This is a genomic window from Microbacterium sp. zg-B96 (assembly GCF_030246865.1).
Classification (GTDB): domain Bacteria; phylum Actinomycetota; class Actinomycetes; order Actinomycetales; family Microbacteriaceae; genus Microbacterium.
Genome location: NZ_CP126738.1, coordinates 3,217,130 through 3,235,880 on the forward strand (window position 1 = coordinate 3,217,130; position 18,751 = coordinate 3,235,880).

An 18,751-nucleotide genomic window follows, 5' to 3' on the forward strand; every position below is an offset into this window, starting at 1 on the left:
CCAAGGAGAACCCATGACCACCACCATCGCCTACGCCGACCTGCCCTCGCTCGTCGGGGCCGACCTCGGCTACTCCGACTGGCTCGACATCACGCAGGAACGCGTGAACACGTTCGCCGACGCGACCGATGACCACCAGTGGATCCACACCGACCCCGAGCGCGCGAAGGACGGCCCGTTCGGCGCACCCATCGCCCACGGCTTCCTCACGCTGTCGCTGCTCATTCCGCTGTGGACCGAGCTGCTCGAGGTGGATGGCGCGGGAACCAAGGTCAACTACGGGCTGGACAAGGTCCGCTTCGTCTCCCCCGTCCCGGTGGGCTCCCGCATCCGTCTGACCGGCACGATCGCCGACGTCGCCGAGGTCGCCGGCGGCTACCAGCTCACCGTCGACATCACGATCGAGACGGAGGGCGGCACGAAGCCCGCCGTCGTCGCGCGCAGCCTGCAGCGCCTGTACGCCGCCTGACCACGACACAACCCGACAGCCACACCACAACTCGACAGCCCACACCACAAAACTGAAAATTGCGCTGTACCCGCCGCCTGCGGCGGTTTCTGCACCATCCGTCAGTGACAAGGGAGTTTCTGAGATGCGCAATCTACGAATGACAGCCGTCGCCGCGATGGCGGTGGCGGGGCTGATGCTGACTGCCTGCGCCGGCAGCGGCTCACTCAGCGGCGAGACCGAAGAGCCGGGCGGGGGCGGCGAGGGCACCGAGGAGCTCACGCCGGTGACCGTCGGGCTCATCCCCATCGCGGCATCCGCCGCAGTGCAGATGGGCATCGACGCCGGGGTGTTCGAAGAGCAGGGCCTCGACGTGTCCGTCCAGATCGGCCAGGGGGGCGCCGCGCTGCTGCCGGCCGTCTCGAACGGCGACATCGAGTTCGCAGTCGGCAACCCGCTGTCGGTGCTCGTGGCCGCCAGCCAGGGCCTGGAGATGAGCATCATCGCGGGCTTTTCCAGCGTGGACGTCCCCGCCGACATGCTGCCGACCGGCGTGATCGTCAAGGAGGACTCCGGCATCACGACCTGGAAGGACCTCGAGGGCAAGAAGGTCGCCGTCAACGCCTTCAACACGCAGGGCGACCTCGCCATCATGGAGTCCGTCGCACTTGACGGCGGCGACCCGGCGGCGGTGGAGTTCACCGAGCTCGCCTTCCCTGACCAGCTCCCGCAGCTCGAGCAGGGCAACATCGATGCCGCCTGGATGCCGGATCCGTTCTTCGGCGCCGGTGCGGCCACCGAGGGCATGACCGTGCTCGGCGAACCGATGGGCAACGCGATCCCCGGGCTTGCGTCGATGGTGACATTCACCTCGACGGCGTACGCCGAGGAGAACCCGGAGATCGTCGAGAAATTCCGCGCCGGCATCGCTGAGTCGCTCGAGATGGCGATGGCCGACACCGATGGCTACCGCGAGGTCGTCGTGACCTTCACCGGAATGGATGCCGAGGTCGTCGAGAACATCAACTTCGAGCACCTCTCCGCCGATCTGGACGAGTCGATCATCGAGGACCTCTCCGCCCTCGCCCTGAAGTACGAGTTCCTCGAGCAGGAGCCGGACCTGGAACAGGTCCTGCTCCTGAACTGACCCGGCGGCCCCGTCGCGGCTCCGGCGGCGGCGGGGCGTCACCGATCGATTGACTTCGAAAGAGGCCGTTGTGCACAACCAAGGCATCGGGACCTGGATCTCCCGTCGCAGCGAGCGTTCGCTGGACGACGTCGCGATCTCGTTCCGCGACGAGACGGTCGGCTACTGCACGCTCGCCCACCGCATCCGCCTGCTCGCCGCGGCCCTCGCCGACCGCGGTGTCTCAGCGGGCGACCGGGTCGCCTACCTCGGCAACAACCACCCTTCTTTCCTCGAGTCGCTGTTCGCCACGGCGACCCTCGGTGCGATCTTCGTGCCGCTGAACTCCCGCCTGGCCGCTCCCGAGATCGAGTTCGCCCTCGAGGACTCCGGATCCACGACCCTCATCCTGCACGCCGACCTACGTGACCGCGCTCGCTCCGGCGCCTGGTCCACCGGCGTCACCCGGCGCATCATCGTCGAGGCCGACGCCTACCCCGCGGTCGAGTCGTACGACGACCTCATCGCCTCGGGGACGGACCGCGAGATCGACGTTCCCGTCACTCTCGACGACCCGGCGATCATCCTCTACACCTCCGGCACCACCGGGCACCCGAAGGGAGCCGTCCTCACTCACGGCAACCTCACCTGGAACTGCTTCAACGCCATCGTCGATTACGGCATCCACGCCGCCGAACGCGTGCTGCTGATCTCTCCCCTGTTCCACGTCGCCTCGCTGAGCATGGGGGCCCTGCCCGTACTTCTGCAGGGCGGCCAGGTCATCCTGCACGAGAAGTTCGATCCCGCCGGTGTGCTCCACACGGTAGCCGCGGAGCACGTGACGATGCTCGCGGGGGTGCCGACGACCTTCCAGATGCTGCAGGAGCATCCGGACTGGGACACCACCGACATCAGCAGCCTGCAGCACCTCACATGCGGCGGCTCCACCATGCCGGAACGGATGCTGGAGGCGTACGAGAAGCGGGGCCTGTCCTTCTCCTGCGGCTACGGCATGACCGAGACCTCCCCCGGCGCAACGGCCATGCCGCCGCGGATGTCGAAGGTGAAGATGGGGTCGTCGGGGATCAAGCACTTCTTCACCGATGTGAAGGTCGTGGACGAACAGGGCGGCACGGTGCCCGCCGGAACGGTCGGGGAGATCCTGGTGAGCGGACCCAACGTGATCAAGGAGTACTGGCGCCGCCCGGAAGCCACCGCGGCCGCGTTCGTGGACGGCTGGTTCCGCTCCGGCGACCTCGGTTCGATGGACGAGGAGGGGTACCTTCGCGTCTCGGATCGCCTGAAGGACATGATCATCTCGGGCGGGGAGAACATCTACTCGGCGGAGGTCGAGGGAGTCATCATGGAGATCCCCGAGATCTCGTCGGTCGCCCTCATCGGTGTCGCGGACGACAAGTGGGGCGAGGTGCCGCTGGCCGTGGTGAGCCTGAAAGAAGGGGCTCACCTGCCCGCCGAGGCGATCGCCCGGCACCTGGACGGCCGACTGGCCAAGTACAAGATCCCCACCCGGGTGGTCTTCACCGAAGAACTGCCGAGAACGGCCAGCGGAAAAGTGCGCAAGGCCGATCTGCGTGCGCGCTACGGCTCCGGGACGCCCTGAGCTGAGTCCACTGCCCACCAAGGAGGTCGACGATGACCATCGCACCACCCGGCGACAACACGGTGACTCGCACCGTCGCCATCGCGAAGGCGCGCGCTCGACGGCGGTTCTCCCCACGCAAGGCCCTGCTCGGCATCGCGGGCATCGTGCTGTTCCTCGCGATCTGGGAGATGGCGTCACGGACGGGCCTGGTGGACCCTCGCTATCTGCCGCCACCCACCGAGGTGATCCCCCACCTGTTCCAGATCGCCACGTTCCCCGACTTCTGGGTGGCGATCGGCGACACCCTCCTGGCGTGGGGCACGGGCCTGCTCATCGCGTTCGTGCTGGCGACGACCGCCGGTGTCGTGATCGGGCTGTCGCCGTTCCTGCGCCGTGCGACGAACTCGACGGTGGAGTTCCTCCGTCCGATCCCGTCCGTCGCGCTCATCCCCCTCGCGGTGCTGCTGTTCGGCATCCGGTTCGAGGCGACCCTGCTGCTGGTGGTGTACGCGGCGTTCTGGCAGATCTTCATCCAGGTGCTGTACGGCGTCGCCGACGTCGATCAGGTCGCCATGAGCACGGGGCGCAGTTACGGCTTCTCCCGCTGGCAGCTCATCAGGGACATCGTGTTCCCGACGGCGTTGCCGTTCCTCATGACGGGCGTGCGACTCGCCTCGGCGATCGCCCTGATCCTGGCGATCACCGCGCAGCTGATCATCGGCACGCCGGGCTTGGGCTATCAGATCACGCTCGCCCAGAACGCGGGCAACTACGACACGATGTACGCGCTCATGATCGCGACGGGGCTCCTGGGGGTGCTGATCAACGTCGGCGCCCGCGCGGCGGAGCGCCGGCTGCTGTCGTGGCACACGTCGGTGCGGGGGGAGGTGCCGGCATGAGAAAAACCCTCGTCGCCATCACCTTCACCCTCGGGTTGCCCGTGATCCTCGTCACGCTCTGGTGGATCAACACGATCCTGTCGCCGAACTTCTTCATCCCGGAACCCCCCGAGCTGATCGCCGAGTTCTTCGGGCTCTGGTTCGGCCCTCGCCTGTGGGCGGACGTGCTGCCGAGCCTTGCTCGGTTCGGCATGGGCGTGGCCCTGGCCATCGTCGTGGGGGTGCTCCTGGGCATCGTCATCGGCCTGAACCGCACCCTGCGGGCGATGACCGAGCCGCTGTTCGAGTTCTTCCGCGCCCTGCCCGCACCGGTTCTGGTGCCGCCGCTGCTGCTGATCATCGGTCCGAACGACGCGATGAAGGTGGTCGTGATCGCCATCGGCGCGGTCTGGCCGGTGCTGCTGAACACGGTCGAGGGGGTGCGGGCGACCGACCCGGTGCAGAACGACACGAGCCGCTCGTACGGCATCTCCGGATTCAACCGGGTGCGCTACCAGGTGCTCCCCTCCGCCGCGCCGCAGGTGCTGGCAGGGGTGCGACAGTGCCTGCCGATCGGGCTGATCCTCATGGTGATCTCCGAGATGTTCGCCCCCACCGGGGGGCTGGGCGCTGCCATCATCCGCTTCCAGCGCACCTACGCCATCCCCGAGATGTGGTCGGGGATCCTGCTCCTGGGCATCGTCGGCTTCCTCGTCGCCATGCTGTTCCGCGTCGTCGAACGACGCATCCTCCGCTGGTACTACGGACTGAAGGATCTCGAGAATGCTGTCTGACTCTTCTGCACCACTGCAGACCGTCTCGTACGGTCGCACCCTGCCCGCTGCGGACACCCTGTTGTCGGTACGGAACCTGAAGAAGGTCTACACCACCGACGGCGGTGACATCGAGGCCGTCCGCGACCTCACCTTCGACCTCGGCAAGAACGAGCTCACGTGCCTGGTGGGCCCCTCGGGTTCGGGAAAGACGACGCTTCTCAAATGCATCGCGGGCCTACTTACGCCGACATCGGGTGAGGTCGTGCTCGACGGCAAGAAGGTGACCGCGCCGCCGAAGAAGATGGCGGTCGTCTTCCAGGAGTACGGCCGCTCCCTGTTCCCCTGGTTGCGGGTCTTCGAGAACGTCGAGCTGCCGCTGAAGAACTCCGGCATGGGCAAGGACCAGCGCCGGGCTCTCGTCGAGGAGGCGCTGGCCAACGTGGGCCTCGATCACGTACCGCGGTCGTATCCGTGGCAGCTCTCCGGCGGAATGCAGCAGCGCGTGGCCATCGCCCGAGCCATCGCCTACCAACCGGAGGTGCTGCTCATGGACGAACCGTTCGCCGCTGTGGACGCCCAGACCCGCGCCGACCTCGAGGACCTCGTGCGAGGGGTGCGCAAAACGCTGGGGCTGTCGGTGCTCTTCGTCACACACGACATCGACGAGTCGGTCTATCTCGGGGAGCGGGTGATCATGCTCTCGAGCTCGCCGACCATCGTGCAGGAGGACCTCCTCGTCGACCTCCCCGAGGAGCGCGACCAGCTGGAGACGCGGTCGATGCCGCGCTTCACCGAGCTGCGTCGCCATGTGTACGAGCAGATCCAGCTGGCGAAGAAGGGGTTCCGTCCGGACGTGGCGACCCGCGCATGAGCCCACCGCGCCCCGTGCCGCGCACCCCGGGACGCATCGATCCCGGACTCATGCTCGCCCTGGGGTTCGTCGCGATGGCGGGGTCGCTCTCGACCGACGTGTATCTGCCGGCATTCCCGCAGATCGCGGCGGCGTTCCAGGTCGAAGCATCCGCCGTGCAGCTGACCATGACGGCCTTCCTCATCGGTTCGGCGGCGGGACAGCTGGTCATCGGCGCATTCTCGGACGCCCTCGGCCGGCGGCGCACGCTGCTGGCCGCCTTGGCGGTGTTCACCGCCTGCGCCTACCTTGCCGCAGTCAGTCCCTCAGTCGGCGTACTCATCGCCATCCGCGCGGTGCAGGGGTTCGCGGGTTCCGCGGGGGCGGTGCTGGCACGCGCGATCGTGGCAGATCTGGCCGACCGGCAGCAGGCGGTGCGCGCGTTCAGCCTGCTCTGGGCCATGATCGCCCTCGGCCCCGCCATCGCGGTTCCCTTGGGTGGCTGGCTCGCCCAGACGGGGGGCTGGCGCGTGACGCTTCTCGGGGTGGCGGTGCTGGCCACGGCGATGCTGCTGGTCGCATCTTTCGTCATCCCCGAGAGCCTGCCGCCGGACCGCCGGCATCCGTTCACCTTCGCCGCGATCGGCGGCAACATCGGTCGCCTGCTGCGCGACAGCGCGTTCGTCGGCTACGCCGTCGCCTTCGGCCTCGGCTACGGCACGCTCATCGTGTACATCAGCTCGTCGTCGTTCATCGTGCAGAACATCTTCGGGACGACTCCGCTGGGCTACTCGCTGACCTTCTCGTTCACGGGCCTGTGCATCATGTCGGGCGCGTGGCTCAGCGGCCGCGTCGCCCAGCGCGTCGGCACCGGCCGCACCCTGCTGGTAGCCCAGCTGCTGCAGCTGACCGCGGCGGGGATCTCCGGTGTGCTCGCGGTGTCCGGAGCCTTCACCCTGGCCTGGTACCTGCCGCTGATGGGCGGGTTCGCCGTGGGATGCGGGGCGGTCATGTCGACGGCATCCGCCATCGCCGTCGGCCGCGCCGCCCGGACGGCGGGGGCGGGTTCCGCATTGATCGGCTTCAGTCAGTTCGCTTTCGGCGCCGCGGCCTCGCCGCTGGGCGGGCTGCTCGGCACCGGCACCGCGGTGCCCGCACTGTTCTTCATGACCCTGCTTCCCCTGCTGGCTGTCGGGGCAGCCGGTGCCGGGCGCATGCTGGAGCGTCGGAACCCTGCGTGAGAGTGCCGGCCGCGGTTGATCCGGGGACGGTCAGGCCGCAGAATCAAACGAATCCATCGACGCCGGCGCGATCTGCGCCGAACACAGAGAGGTGCATGCCGAGATGACTGCAGACGCCATCACCACCGGGGCGCGAACGGGGCTCTACATCGGAGGCCAGGAACGCTTCACCGACGAGACCCTGTCGATCCCAGACCCGGCCAGACCTGGCTTGATCGTCGGGGAGGCCGCCGCGGCCTCCGCCGACGACGTGAGCGATGCCGTGGCCGCGGCCAAGGCCGCTCACCCCGCGTGGGAGGCGATGGGCGCGAAGGAGCGCGCGCGACTCATGGCCGACGCCATCGCCGGTATCGGCGACGACCGCGATGAGGATGCCGCCATCCTGTCGCAGGAGAACGGCAAGGTGCGCTTCGAAGCGTGGGTGGATGCCCTCGTGTTCGAACTGCGCTGGAACCTCGCGCTCATGCTCGCCGACGAGGTCGACGTGCCGCGGACCCTGCCCGTCGTACCAGGCGCCATCCCGGTGTCCACCGAGGTGTCCTACCAGGCGCTCGGCGTGGTCACCGTGATCGTGCCGTTCAACTGGCCGATCGCGATCCTCGGCGCCTCCCTGCCGCACGTGCTGCTGGCCGGGAACACCGCGATCGTGAAGCCCCCGCCGTCGGCGCCGCTGGCCACGACCCGGGTGGTCCAGCGCCTCGCCGAGAAGCTCCCCGCCGGCGTGCTGAACGTCGTGACCGGCCGTGACGAGAACATGACCGGCCTCATCCAGAACACCGACATCGCCAAGGTGTCCTTCACCGGCTCGGTCAACGGCGGCAAGCGGATCATGGAGATGGCGTCCAAGACCCTCACCCGGGTCATGCTGGAACTCGGCGGCAACGACGCCGCGATCTTCCTGGAGGACGCCGTCATCGACGATGTGCACCTCGACCGGCTCTACGCCGCGGTGTACGACACCACGGGGCAGATCTGCATGAACGCCAAGCGCGTCTACGTGCACCGTTCGCGGCTGGACGAGCTCGTCGCCGGGCTCACGGCGCGGCTCGAGAACGTCGTCATCGGCTACGGCCTCGACGAGGGCACCACGATGGGGCCGCTCCACCAGCCGGCGCAGAAGGCGTTCGTCGAGGAGATCATCGCCGAGGCGAAGGATGCCGGTGCCGACGTCCGCGAATTCGGCGAGCTGCCCGGCGGCGACCTCGCGGGCGGCAACTTCCTGCGGCCCGCGATCGTCGTGGACCCCCCGCTGGGGCTGCGCGTGGTGACCCAGGAGCAGTTCGGTCCTGTCATCCCGGTGATCCCGTTCGACACCGAGGAGCAGGCCGTACGTCTCGCCAACGACACGTGGGCCGGGTTGTGCGGGTCGGTGTGGACCGGCAGCCCCACCGCCGCCCACCGCGTCGGCAGCCAGTTGCGCTGCGGATATGTCTGGGTCAACGACCACGGCGCCACTCGCCTTGACCTGCGTGCACCCTTCGGCGGCATGAAGCAGTCGGGGATGGGACGCGAGCAGGGCATCGACGGAATCCGTTCCTTCCAGGACACCCGCTCGATCGCCACGATCGACCCCGAGGCCCTGGCCGGCATGGCGCACTGACCGACAGGCGCGCATGACGGGGTCCGGCCGAAGCGGCGGACCCCGTCACGGTGCCTCACGGGTTCGCGCAGTACCTCTTGCCATTACCTATCACCATAGGTAATCTGCATCTCGGAGGTGCAATGATGCCCTCTCCCTGAGAGGAAAGGACCTCGATCAGTGGCCCAGACTTCACCGGCGGCACGCAGCGCCGCCCTCCGCCTCCTCGACGGCTTCTCGCTGGAGATGACCGGGAAGGACGTGCCGGGCCTCGAAGAGGCACGGGACACGATCCCCGCCGGCACGAAGATCAACGTGACATTCCTCGGCAACGAGGATCTTCAGATGCGGGTCGCCGCCGCCAAGGCCGTCGTCGACCTCGGTTTCGTGCCGGTCCCGCACATCTCGGCCCGGCGGCTGTCGTCGCAGGGGCAGCTGGAGGAGTTCCTCGGCCGACTGCAGGATGTCGGTGCCACCGACCATGTCTTCGCCGTGGGCGGCGACCCGGCCGAACCAGAGGGTCCGTATCCTGATTCGCTCTCGGTGATCCGATCCGGCATCCTGCAGCGATACGGCGTCAAGGAGGTGTCGATCGCGGGCTACCCGGAAGGTCACCCCGACATTCCCGACGACGTGCTCTGGCGTCATCTGGACGACAAGTCGGCCGCGCTGCGGGAGCAGGGCTTGGGAGCGGTGATCCTCACCCAGTTCGCCTTCGACACCGACCCGGTGACCGTGTGGATCCAGCAGGTGCGCGACCGCGGCATCCAGACCGAGATCCGCATCGGCACGCCCGGCCCTGCCGGCATCAAACGGCTGATCGGCTTCGCGCGGCGCTTCGGCGTCGGCGCGAACGCGATGATCGTGAAGAAGTACGGCTTCTCGCTGACCAACCTCATGGGAACCGCCGGTCCCGACCGGTTCGTGACGGATCTGGCCGCCCAGCTCGCACAGTCCCCCGCCGCGGGAACGGTCAAGCTGCACTTCTACACGTTCGGCGGCCTGCAGGCGACGGCGCAGTGGGCGCAGGACTACCGCAACGGCCAGTCCTGAGGATGCCCGTGTCTCTGCAACCGAACTCGCTGAGCGATCATGCCTGCCTCATCACCCACGGCCCCGACCAGCCGGGGCTGGTCGCGGCGATCACGGCACTGGTGGCCCGCAACAACGGGAACATCGTGACCCTGGACCAGTACTCCGACAATCCGGAGGGTGGCGCGTTCTTCCAGCGGCTGGTGTTTCACCGCCCCGACCTCGCGGCCGCGATGCCCGAGATCCAAGGCGACCTCGAGAACACGCTCACCCCCTACGGCATGACCTGGCAGCTCACCGATCAGTCGGTACCCAAGCGCATGGCGATCCTCGCCTCGACGAGCGACCACTGCCTGCTGGAACTGCTTTGGCGCCACCGCCGCGGCGAACTGAACGTCACGATCCCGATGGTGATCTCCAACCACACCAACAGCGCCGAGTCGGTGCGCTCCTTCGGTATCCCGTTCTTCCACGTGCCCTCGCCCGGACCGGACAAAGCCGCCGCCGAGGCGGAGATCATGAAGCTCCTCGTCGGCAACGTCGACGTGGTCGTGCTCGCGCGCTACATGCAGATCCTCTCCGACGGCTTCCTCACCCAGGTCGGCGTGCCCATCATCAACATCCACCACTCGTTCCTGCCTGCGTTCATCGGTGCCGGCCCCTACAAGAAGGCCAAGGAACGCGGCGTCAAACTCATCGGCGCGACGTCGCACTACGTCACCGGCGACCTCGACGAGGGACCGATCATCGAACAGGACGTCGCCCGCGTCACCCACGCGATGAGCGCGACCGACCTGCAGGCACGGGGCGCCTACGTCGAACGCGCCGTACTGTCCCGTGCCGTCCAGTGGCACGCCGAGGACCGGGTGATCCGGCACGGCAATCAGACCATCGTCTTCGCCTGACACGGATGCCTCGCCCGAGGCGTCCACCCACAGAACAGAGGAGTTCATCCGTGGCAAACAACCTGCAGGAGCTGATCGACCAGACCAACCCGGTCGACATGCTGCGCAACTCGCAGATCGGCTCGTACATCTACCCCGTCGTGCCCGCCGATTTCCAGAACTGGATCAAGGAGCAGCAGGCGTGGCGGGAGACCGCCGTGCTGTACGACCAGTCGCACCATATGGACAACGTGTTCCTGAGCGGATCCGACGCGATCAAGCTGATCAGCGACACCGCCATCAACTCGGTCGCGAACTTCGCCGTGAACAAGGCCAAGCAATACGTGCCGACCACCTCATCGGGCCATGTGATCGGCGATGGCATCCTCTTCCGCCAAGGCGAAGACGAGTATGTCTACGTGGGCCGCGCCCCCGCCTCGAACTGGCTGCTGTTCCACGGCGAGACCGGCGGCTACCGCAATCTCGATGTCACGGTCGACCGCCGGTCACCTTCCCGCCCCTACGGGCACCCGGTGACCCGGGAGTACTACCGTTTCCAGATCCAGGGCCCGAATGCCTGGGCCGTGATCGAGAAGCTCAACGGCGGCGAACTCGAAAAGCTCGGGTTCTTCAACATGTCGACGATGCGCATCGCCGGCAAAGAGGTGCGCACCCTCCGCCACGGGATGGCCGGCGCACCCGGCCTCGAGGTGTGGGGGCCGTACGCCGACCACGACCAGGTCCGCGACGCCATCGTCGAGGCGGGCGCCGAATTCGGGCTCGTGCCGGTCGGGTCCCGCGCCTACCCCTCGAACACGCTGGAGTCGGGCTGGATCCCCTCGCCCCTGCCGGCGATCTACACCGGCGAACCCGAGCGCGCCTACCGCGAATGGCTCGGCGTGGACAGCTACGAGGCCACCGGCACGCTGGCAGGCTCCTACGTCTCGGAGAACATCGAGGACTACTACCTGACCCCGTGGGAGCTCGGCTACGGCTCCTTCGTCAAGTTCGACCACGACTTCATCGGTCGCGATGCCCTCGAGAAGATCGACAAGGAGACCCAGCGTCGCAAGGTGACGCTGGCCTGGAACGCCGAGGATCTCACCCGGGTGTGGGGGTCTCTGCTGAACGTGGACGGGCCGCAGTACAAGTTCTTCGACCTGCCGCTGGCCAACTACGGCTCGGCCAACTACGACTCGATCGTGGATGCCGACGGCACCACGGTCGGGTTCTCGATGTTCACCGGGTACAGCGCCAACGAGCGGCGCGGCCTGTCGCTGGGCGTTGTCGACCCCAACGTGCCGGAGGGCACGGAGCTGAAGGTGATCTGGGGGGAGCCGGACGGCGGCACGGCCAAAGCCTCCGTCGAGCGGCACGAGCAGACCGAGGTGCGTGTGGTGGTCAGCCCGGTGCCGTATTCGACGGTCGTCCGCCAGTCCTACCACGGCGGCTGGCGCACCGGCTATCAGAGCTGAATCGTCGCCACCGGCATCCACCGGTAATCTCGGCAGACGGTCGGCGGCGAGCACGCGACGCCGCCGAAGGAGGGAATCCGATGAGTCTGCGCTACGCCCTGCTCGCACTGGTGCGGGTGGGCCCGCAGTCCGGCTACGACCTGCAGAAGCAGTTCTCGGTGTCAGTCGGTCACCTCTGGCATGCTCCGGACTCGCAGATCTATCCGGAGCTTCGGAAGATGGAGGGCGAAGGGCTCATCCTCGGTGAGGAGCAGGCACGCGGGGAGCGTGGCATGCGGCGGATGTACCACGTCACCCCCGCCGGCGACCAGGCGTTCCTGGACTGGATGGCATCGCCGCCGGAGTATCAGCGGGTGCGCGATCCTGCTCACCTTCGCGCCGCGTATCTGGAGTCGGCGACACCCGACCAGGCCCGCGCCTTCCTACGCGCGCACATCGCGCAGTGGGAGGGCGAGCTGGAGCAGTGGGAGGGTGAGATCCGCCGCATCGACGCCGTCGACAATCCCATGCTGCGGCGCCGACTTGCCGTCACGGCCGAAGCCGATCGGGAACGCACGATCGCGTACAAGCGGTTCGCCTATGAGGGTCTCGTCGAGCGTGCGCTCGGCGAGATCCAGTGGGCACGACATGGGCTCGACCTCGTCGAGCACCTCGAACCCCCGGAGGGCTCCCGCAGACGATGACATCTTCCGCAGTTCAGACCTCCCGTGATCGCGCGGTTGCCGCCGTGCGCGAACTCCTGCTCGCGGTGGGCGAGGACGCCGATCGCTTGGGCTTGCTGCGCACACCCGAACGCGTCGCCGACCTCGTGCTCGACCTGTTCTCGGGGCTCGGCGTCGACCCCGCATCCGCACTCGGTGTTCCTGTCGCGCTCACCGAGAACGAGCACCCCGGCGAACTGGTGGGCGTGACCGGCATCCCGTTCCGCTCGATCTGCGAGCATCACCTGCTGCCGTTCGACGGGACGGCGGACGTGTACTACGCGCCGAGCCGTCACATCGCCGGACTCAGCCGCGTCGCCGCCCTCGTCGAGGTCGCCGCCAAGCGCCCCCAGCTGCAGGAGCGACTCGGGCAGCAGATCGCGGACGCCCTGATGACGGTGCTGCAGCCGCACGGTGTCGCCGTCCGCATCGAGGCGACCCATGGCTGTGTCGCACACCTGCAGCCCAACGCCGCGGCATCCAGGGCGGTCACGGTCGCGACCGTCGGTGTGATCCCCGACGCAACCTGGCGGCTGGCGCGCCGCGAGACTCCTTTGTCCTGAACTCCCCCGCGGTGGGGGCGGTGGCGGATTGGCGCGAAAATCGGCGACAATAGTGCCGACGATCCCCCAGCTCCGCCGGGGTCGAGAGAGTTGGCGCCCATGACACTCCCGCCCGCCGCCCGAGCCATCGACCCCAGCGCGCGAACCGACATCGCACAGCAGATCCGGGACGCCATCCTCGGCGGCGAGTTCGCGCCGCACCAGCGGCTGATCGAGGCGGATCTGAGTGAACGATTCCACGCAACCCGGGCAGCGGTCCGCACGGCGCTGCTGACTCTCGAGAACGAGGGGCTGGTCGAGCGCCTGCCCAACCGCGGCGCCCGCGTGCGGGCCATCAGCATCGAGGAGGCCGTCGAGATCGTCGAGGTGCGCGCGGGGCTGGAGTCGCTGTGCGCCCGCCGTGCCGCGGAGAGCATCGACGACGACGGCATCGCAGTGCTTCGCGACCTGCGCGCCAGGATCGAGCAGGCGGTCGCGTCGGGAGATCTGGTGGAGTACTCGCGCCTGAACCAGGAGATGGACCGGCAGCTGCGGGCACTCAGCGGTCACGCCACCGCCGCGCAGCTGCTCGAGCGCCTGCGGGCGCAGTCGGCCCGGCATCAGTTCCGCCTCGCGTTCGCCCCCGGCAGGGCGGCCCAGTCGCTGCCGGAGCACATCGCGATCATCGACGCCGTGATCGCGCGGGATCCGGATGCCGCCGAGGCGGCGACCCGCGCGCATCTCGCGGGGATCGTGGCGTTCTTGCGCAGCCTGGCGTGACCTGAGGCCGACATGCGAACGGCGGCCCGACTGTGGGTCAGGCCGCCGCCGCGGATCGACGCGAGGTCAGCCGAAGGCCTCGACCGTGTCGTAACCCTTGCCGTTGTACTTCTGGACGACCACGCTCGACACGGCAGGCTGACCGTCCACCGTGGTGTCCACCGCGGTGCCCTCGAGCATGAGCGGCGCCTGGAAGTCGGTGATGGAGCGCAGCGCCGTCATGAAGTTCTCGCGCGTCGGCTCGGTCATCTCCATGAACGCCTGCTCGAGCGTCGCTCCGACCATGTAGCTCCACATGCAGTGCGGGAACGCGGGCATGTCCTGGTAGTCCGCGTACTCCTTGAGGCTCGCGAGGAACGTCTGCACGTCCTCGTCCTCGGCGAATGCCGGGCTGGCGGGCGCCTTGGAGAACGACACCGAGTACACCCCGGGGAACGCCTCCGCCCCACCCGGCTGCAGGATCGCGACCGGGCTGGAGGTGTTCGACGGCAGGAACCAGCTCGGTGTCCAGTTCAGCTGCTGCGCCTTCTGCAGCGACGAGATCACCAGCGGCGTGATCGACATGGCGTTGAAGAACACGTCAGCGCCGGATGCCGCGAGCTCGGTCAGCTGGCCGTCCACCGCCGTGTCGGTCGCCTCGTATGTGAGCTCCTCGACGATCTCGATGTTGTCCGCTCCCTCGACGGCCTCCTTGAAGCCCTCGACGTACCCCGCGCCGAAATCGTCGTTCTGCGAGAGGATCGCCACCTTGTGATCTTCGCCGGATGCCGCCAGCAGCTCACCGAACGCCAGCCCTTCGTTCTGGTAGATCGGCACAAAACCGAGCTGCCACGGGCTTTCCTCGGTGTTGCTGAAGATCGGGTCGCCCGTCATGACGAGCACCTGCGGCACCTCGTCGGCGATTGCCGCCTCCAGATAGGCGCGGTTGGTCGGGGTTCCCAGCCCCGAGGTCATCGCGAAGACGCTGTCCTTGAGCTGGTCGTAGTTGGCCTTGGCCTTCTGCGGGTCATACGCGTCGTCGAGCGCCTCGATCTCGACGGTGCGGGTGGTGCCGTCGCCGAACTCGATGCCGCCGGCGGCGTTGCGCTCGCCGAAGTAGGCGGTGATTCCGGCGACGGTGCAGGTGCCGGGTCCGGCGGTGGCACCGCTGAGCGGGGTGGTGATGCCGAGCGAGATCGAGCTGTCCGTGATGCCGGGGCTCGCCTCCCCGCCGCCGTCGGTGGCATCCGTTCCCCCGCCGTCGCCGCCGCGGGCGCAGCCGGCGAGCGTCAACGCGAGCGCGGAGCCGAGGGCGACGATGCCCACGATGTTCCGGTGTCTCTTGCTCATGTTCATGACTGATCGTGCCTCTCTGTTTGGGTTCCCTTCGGCGCGACGGGCGTCGGGACGTCCGCACTCGAAGTGGCTGATGCGCGCCCTCGATGCTCGCCGCCGCCGCGCCGGCGGCGCAGGCGACGCAGGCGCGCGGGGAGGGAGGCGAGCCCACCGGGGAGCAGGAAGAGCACGAGCAGGAGCAGTGCGCCCTGCAGCACGGCGGTGAGGTTCGGGTCCACGGTGTTCGTCAGCTGCGGTGCCAGCACGTAGTAGGCCCCGCCGAGGAGCGATCCGACGATGCTGCCCGCCCCGCCGATGACCATCGCGGCCAGCAGTTGGATGGAGTGACCGAAGCTCATGGTCTCCGGCGAGGTGTACTGCACGACGACCATGTAGAGGAATCCGCTCACGCCGCCGATGAGTGAGGCGATCGTGAAGGCGAGCACTTTGAATCGGTAGGGAGAGATGCCCATCGACGAGGCGACCGCCTCGTTCTCCTTGACGATCGCGAACGCTCGGCCGTACTTGCCGCTTACGAGGTTGCGGGTGAGCAGGAACACGATCCCGCCGATCAGGATGACGATGTACAGCTGCCACTGGTCGTCGTACAGTCCGGTCCACTCCGGCGCGTCGGAGAAGCGAGCGGAGGTGCCCTGCGACCCGCCGGTGAATTCCGCCAGACGCTTCGCCAGCGGCACCCCCACGATCGGCAGGGCGATCGTGACCATCGCGATCGCCAGGCCCCCGAGGCGAGCCGCCGCCAGCGCGATCAGCAGACCCACGACGGCGGGCACGAGCACACTCGCGAGGAACACGACGATGATGTTCCAGTCGTTGTTCACGCCGTAGGCGGTGATGTAGGCGCCGAGCCCGACGAAGAAGATCTGACCGAGGGACACCTGGCCGGTGTAGCCCATCACGACGTTCAGCCCCAGCACGGCCACGGCGAAGACGCCGATGCGGGCGAGGGTCTGGTTGGCGAACTCGGGAAGGGCCAGCGGCAGCACCAGCACGACGGCGACCACGACGAGAGCGATGAGCACCCGCACCCATCGCCGGGAGAGGAAATCAGACGAGGCAGACATCAGACGCGCACCACCGATTTCCGGCCGAACAAGCCCTGCGGCCTCACGATCAGCACGATGAAGATGAGGATGAACGGCACCGCGACCTTCAGGTCGTAGCCGATGAAGGGGATGTACACCGCGGCGAGGTTCTCCAGGACGCCGATGAGCCACGCGGCGATCACGACGCCGATGGGGCTCGACATGCCACCCAGGATGACGGCGGCCAGTGCGTAGACCAGCGCAGTGTCCATCATCCCCGGGGTCAGCGTCAGCTGCGGGGCGATGAGGGCCCCCGCCACCGCGCCCAGACATGCGGCAAGACCCCAGCCGACCATCAGCAGGCGGCCCACGGGCAGTCCCGAGAGTGCGGCGGACTGTGGGTTGATCGCGACGGCGCGCAGGGCCAGCCCCAGCTTCGTGCCGAGGAACAGCCCCTGCAGCAGGATCATGATCGCGATGATCACGAGCGTGGTGCCGATGGAGCGGATGCTGACCGAGGCGCCGAGCACCGAGATGGTGTCCAGGGAAAACAGCGACGGGAACTGCTGGTTGTTGTACGTGAACAGCCACCCGCAGATGCCGGTGATCAAGGTGAGCAGTCCGATCGTGACCACGACCGCGGTGTCGGGGTCGCCGCGTTCGAAGCGTCGCATGAGGTACCGCTCGATGAGCGCCCCCAACGCGAACGACAGGGCGATCGAGATCAGGATCGCGAGGATCAACGGCACACCGAGCCCGGTGAACCACCACGCGATGTACGCGGAGAGCACTGCCATACCGCCCTGCGCGAAGTTGATCAGCCCGGTGGCCTGGTTCACGAGCACGATGGCCAGGGCGAGCGCGGCATACACCGAGCCGAGCGAGAGTCCGTCGACCACGAGTTGGATGAAGGTCCCCATCGTCAGCCCCCCAGGTAGGCGCGTCGGATCTCGTCCATGCCTTTGAGCTCGGCCGAGGTGCCGGTGAGGGCGTTGTGCCCGGTCTCGAGCACCGTCGCGGTGTCGACCAGACGGAAGGCGAGGTTGGCGTTCTGCTCGACCACGAGCATCGCGATCCCCGACTCCTGCCGGAGGCGCGCGATCGCGTCGTAGACGTTCTTCGCGGTGGACGGGGCCAACCCCAGCGACGCCTCGTCGAGCAGCATGAGTCGGGGCTTTGCCATCACCCCGCGCGCGACGGCGAGCATCTGCTGCTCACCGCCGGACAACGCGGAGGCATGCGAACGGATGCGCTCCCGCAGGTTCGGGAACAGGTCCAGGCAGTACTCGACGTCGGCCTCGATGCCTTTGCGGTCCTTGCGCTGGTAGGCGCCCACGCGCAGGTTCTCCCGCACCGTGAGGCCGCCGAGCGTCCCCCGCCCCTCCGGGACATGCGCGATCCCGTAGGACGCCACCCGGTCCGGACGTCGCCCGCGGATCTCCTTGCCGTCGAAGCGGATGCTGCCGCCCGCGCGCACGGTGCCGCTGATGGCACGGAGGGTCGTGGTCTTCCCGGCGCCGTTGGCTCCGAGAATGCCGACCGCGCCGCCCTCGGGCACCGTCAGCGACACTCCGTCGAGCACCTGCACCGGCCCGTAGAACGCCGTGACGTTCTCGAGTTCAAGCAACGTCATCGACGGCATCCTTCCCGATGTAGGCCTCGATGACCCGCGGATCCGACTGTGCCTGGGCGGCCGTGCCCTCCATGAGCTTGCTGCCGTGATCGAGCACCACCACCCGGTCGGTCAGCGCGGCGATGAGGCCCATGTGGTGCTCGACGATCACGACGGTGATGTCGTCGTCGCGGATCGCGCGGACGGACGCGATGAGCTGTTCGACCTCGGTGTGCGGCAGCCCCGCCGCCGGCTCGTCCAGCAGCAGCAGGCTGGGGCGCGACAGCAGTGCACGGCACAGTTCGATGCCCTTGTGCAGGCCGTGCGACAGCTCATCGGCGGGCAGATCCGTCGCCCACCCGAGGCCGTGGCGCTCGAGCAGTTCCAGCGCCTCGCTCCGGCGCTGCCGTTCGGACCGCACCGTCGCCGGCATCCGGACGGACCAGCTCAGGGGCCCGCCCGGCAGCCGGGTGTGGGCGCCGAGCAGGACGTTCTCGAGCACGCTGGAGTGCAGCTGCAGGGCCGGATGCTGGAACGTGCGGGCCAGGCCCCGCCGCGCGAGGTTCGCGGGCGTGGCACCCAGCATCTCCTCGCCGTCGATGGTGATCGAACCGGACCCCGGCCGGTAGTGACCGCTGATGCAGTTGAACAGGGAGGTCTTGCCTGCTCCGTTGGGACCCACCAGCCCGAAGATCTCCCCCGGCTCGACCGTGAACCCCACATCGCGCAGAACCGAGATGCCGCCGAAGCGGAGGTTGACGTCTCGCAGAGTCAGCCGAGCTGCCATGCTCACCTTTCGCCGTCGTTGCTGCGTTGCACGCGACGCGAGGCGAATCCGCCCCGCTTTTGGGACGGTACGGATTC

Annotated in this window: 19 protein-coding genes; 14 read left to right on the forward strand and 5 right to left on the reverse strand. The window is 68.0% G+C overall.

Translation table 11 applies throughout. The features are described from left to right. Window positions 1-13: 13 nt before the first annotated feature. From QNO11_RS15260 to QNO11_RS15325, 14 genes are all read left to right on the forward strand, one after another. The gene (locus QNO11_RS15260; RefSeq protein WP_257507417.1) at window positions 14-469 is read left to right on the forward strand and encodes a MaoC family dehydratase; all 456 of its coding nucleotides are present in this window, start codon (window positions 14-16) and stop codon (window positions 467-469) included. Window positions 470-608: 139 nt separating this feature from the next. Then, the gene (locus tag QNO11_RS15265; protein WP_257507416.1) at window positions 609-1,595 is read left to right on the forward strand and encodes an ABC transporter substrate-binding protein; all 987 of its coding nucleotides are present in this window, start codon (window positions 609-611) and stop codon (window positions 1,593-1,595) included. Window positions 1,596-1,665: 70 nt separating this feature from the next. Further along, window positions 1,666-3,195: an acyl-CoA synthetase gene (locus tag QNO11_RS15270; protein ID WP_257507415.1), complete on the forward strand. Its 1,530-nt coding sequence runs from the start codon at window positions 1,666-1,668 to the stop codon at window positions 3,193-3,195. A 32-nt stretch (window positions 3,196-3,227) separates the two neighbouring features. After that, window positions 3,228-4,076: an ABC transporter permease gene (locus QNO11_RS15275; protein WP_257507414.1), complete on the forward strand. Its 849-nt coding sequence runs from the start codon at window positions 3,228-3,230 to the stop codon at window positions 4,074-4,076. Continuing rightward, window positions 4,073-4,849, forward strand: a complete 777-nt coding sequence (locus QNO11_RS15280; RefSeq protein ID WP_257507413.1) for an ABC transporter permease — start codon at window positions 4,073-4,075, stop codon at window positions 4,847-4,849. The genes QNO11_RS15275 and QNO11_RS15280 overlap by 4 nt, the downstream gene beginning before the upstream one ends. Continuing rightward, the gene (locus QNO11_RS15285) at window positions 4,839-5,702 is read left to right on the forward strand and encodes an ABC transporter ATP-binding protein (RefSeq protein ID WP_257507412.1); all 864 of its coding nucleotides are present in this window, start codon (window positions 4,839-4,841) and stop codon (window positions 5,700-5,702) included. The genes QNO11_RS15280 and QNO11_RS15285 overlap by 11 nt, the downstream gene beginning before the upstream one ends. Further along, window positions 5,699-6,922, forward strand: coding sequence for a multidrug effflux MFS transporter (locus tag QNO11_RS15290; RefSeq protein WP_257507411.1), 1,224 nt, complete (start codon window positions 5,699-5,701; stop codon window positions 6,920-6,922). The genes QNO11_RS15285 and QNO11_RS15290 overlap by 4 nt, the downstream gene beginning before the upstream one ends. A gap of 103 nt (window positions 6,923-7,025) precedes the next feature. Then, entirely contained in the window at window positions 7,026-8,522 is a 1,497-nt protein-coding gene (locus QNO11_RS15295) for an aldehyde dehydrogenase family protein (protein WP_257507410.1), read from the forward strand. A 225-nt stretch (window positions 8,523-8,747) separates the two neighbouring features. Further along, entirely contained in the window at window positions 8,748-9,554 is an 807-nt protein-coding gene (locus QNO11_RS15300; protein ID WP_257507725.1) for a methylenetetrahydrofolate reductase, read from the forward strand. 2 nt (window positions 9,555-9,556) lie between these two features. After that, window positions 9,557-10,438 carry a formyltetrahydrofolate deformylase gene (gene purU, locus QNO11_RS15305; RefSeq protein ID WP_257507409.1) on the forward strand — a complete coding sequence of 294 codons (882 nt, stop codon included), beginning with the start codon at window positions 9,557-9,559 and terminating at the stop codon, window positions 10,436-10,438. Between the two features lie 50 nt (window positions 10,439-10,488). Continuing rightward, entirely contained in the window at window positions 10,489-11,892 is a 1,404-nt protein-coding gene (ligM, locus tag QNO11_RS15310; protein ID WP_257507408.1) for a vanillate/3-O-methylgallate O-demethylase, read from the forward strand. Window positions 11,893-11,972: 80 nt separating this feature from the next. Beyond that, entirely contained in the window at window positions 11,973-12,575 is a 603-nt protein-coding gene (locus QNO11_RS15315; RefSeq protein ID WP_257507407.1) for a PadR family transcriptional regulator, read from the forward strand. Further along, the gene (gene folE / locus QNO11_RS15320) at window positions 12,572-13,156 is read left to right on the forward strand and encodes a GTP cyclohydrolase I (protein ID WP_257507406.1); all 585 of its coding nucleotides are present in this window, start codon (window positions 12,572-12,574) and stop codon (window positions 13,154-13,156) included. Before QNO11_RS15315 ends, folE begins: the two co-directional genes overlap by 4 nt. 99 nt (window positions 13,157-13,255) lie before the next feature. Beyond that, a complete protein-coding gene (locus tag QNO11_RS15325; RefSeq protein WP_257507405.1) occupies window positions 13,256-13,915 on the forward strand; it encodes a GntR family transcriptional regulator in 660 nt (219 codons plus the stop codon). A 66-nt stretch (window positions 13,916-13,981) separates the two neighbouring features. On the opposite strand, the gene QNO11_RS15330 is transcribed toward QNO11_RS15325, so the two are convergent. From QNO11_RS15330 to QNO11_RS15350, 5 genes are read right to left on the reverse strand one after another with little or no spacing between them, the layout of a single operon-like run. Continuing rightward, window positions 13,982-15,244 carry an ABC transporter substrate-binding protein gene (locus QNO11_RS15330; protein WP_257507404.1) on the reverse strand — a complete coding sequence of 421 codons (1,263 nt, stop codon included), beginning with the start codon at window positions 15,242-15,244 and terminating at the stop codon, window positions 13,982-13,984. Between the two features lie 2 nt (window positions 15,245-15,246). After that, window positions 15,247-16,314, reverse strand: coding sequence for a branched-chain amino acid ABC transporter permease (locus tag QNO11_RS15335; protein WP_257507403.1), 1,068 nt, complete (start codon window positions 16,312-16,314; stop codon window positions 15,247-15,249). Further along, the gene (locus QNO11_RS15340; RefSeq protein WP_257507402.1) at window positions 16,314-17,195 is read right to left on the reverse strand and encodes a branched-chain amino acid ABC transporter permease; all 882 of its coding nucleotides are present in this window, start codon (window positions 17,193-17,195) and stop codon (window positions 16,314-16,316) included. The genes QNO11_RS15335 and QNO11_RS15340 overlap by 1 nt, the downstream gene beginning before the upstream one ends. A gap of 2 nt (window positions 17,196-17,197) precedes the next feature. Continuing rightward, a complete protein-coding gene (locus QNO11_RS15345) occupies window positions 17,198-17,908 on the reverse strand; it encodes an ABC transporter ATP-binding protein (RefSeq protein WP_257507401.1) in 711 nt (236 codons plus the stop codon). Next, on the reverse strand, window positions 17,895-18,674 hold the full coding sequence (locus tag QNO11_RS15350) for an ABC transporter ATP-binding protein (RefSeq protein ID WP_257507400.1): 780 nt from the start codon (window positions 18,672-18,674) through the stop codon (window positions 17,895-17,897). The genes QNO11_RS15345 and QNO11_RS15350 overlap by 14 nt, the downstream gene beginning before the upstream one ends. Between the last annotated feature and the right edge of the window lie 77 nt (window positions 18,675-18,751).

Excerpts from the sequence above, each read along its gene's own strand:
- QNO11_RS15260 (WP_257507417.1), top strand. The coding sequence starts at position 14 with ATGACCACCACCATCGCCTACGCCGACCTGCCCTCGCTCGTCGGGGCC.
- QNO11_RS15265 (WP_257507416.1), top strand. The coding sequence starts at position 609 with ATGACAGCCGTCGCCGCGATGGCGGTGGCGGGGCTGATGCTGACTGCC.
- QNO11_RS15275 (WP_257507414.1), top strand. The coding sequence starts at position 3,228 with ATGACCATCGCACCACCCGGCGACAACACGGTGACTCGCACCGTCGCC.
- QNO11_RS15280 (WP_257507413.1), top strand. The coding sequence starts at position 4,073 with ATGAGAAAAACCCTCGTCGCCATCACCTTCACCCTCGGGTTGCCCGTG.
- QNO11_RS15285 (WP_257507412.1), top strand. The coding sequence starts at position 4,839 with ATGCTGTCTGACTCTTCTGCACCACTGCAGACCGTCTCGTACGGTCGC.
- QNO11_RS15290 (WP_257507411.1), top strand. The coding sequence starts at position 5,699 with ATGAGCCCACCGCGCCCCGTGCCGCGCACCCCGGGACGCATCGATCCC.
- QNO11_RS15295 (WP_257507410.1), top strand. The coding sequence starts at position 7,026 with ATGACTGCAGACGCCATCACCACCGGGGCGCGAACGGGGCTCTACATC.
- QNO11_RS15300 (WP_257507725.1), top strand. The coding sequence starts at position 8,748 with ATGACCGGGAAGGACGTGCCGGGCCTCGAAGAGGCACGGGACACGATC.
- purU (WP_257507409.1), top strand. The coding sequence starts at position 9,557 with ATGCCCGTGTCTCTGCAACCGAACTCGCTGAGCGATCATGCCTGCCTC.
- QNO11_RS15315 (WP_257507407.1), top strand. The coding sequence starts at position 11,973 with ATGAGTCTGCGCTACGCCCTGCTCGCACTGGTGCGGGTGGGCCCGCAG.
- folE (WP_257507406.1), top strand. The coding sequence starts at position 12,572 with ATGACATCTTCCGCAGTTCAGACCTCCCGTGATCGCGCGGTTGCCGCC.
- QNO11_RS15325 (WP_257507405.1), top strand. The coding sequence starts at position 13,256 with ATGACACTCCCGCCCGCCGCCCGAGCCATCGACCCCAGCGCGCGAACC.
- QNO11_RS15330 (WP_257507404.1), bottom strand. The coding sequence starts at position 15,244 with ATGAGCAAGAGACACCGGAACATCGTGGGCATCGTCGCCCTCGGCTCC.
- QNO11_RS15335 (WP_257507403.1), bottom strand. The coding sequence starts at position 16,314 with ATGTCTGCCTCGTCTGATTTCCTCTCCCGGCGATGGGTGCGGGTGCTC.
- QNO11_RS15340 (WP_257507402.1), bottom strand. The coding sequence starts at position 17,195 with ATGGGGACCTTCATCCAACTCGTGGTCGACGGACTCTCGCTCGGCTCG.
- QNO11_RS15345 (WP_257507401.1), bottom strand. The coding sequence starts at position 17,908 with ATGACGTTGCTTGAACTCGAGAACGTCACGGCGTTCTACGGGCCGGTG.
- QNO11_RS15350 (WP_257507400.1), bottom strand. The coding sequence starts at position 18,674 with ATGGCAGCTCGGCTGACTCTGCGAGACGTCAACCTCCGCTTCGGCGGC.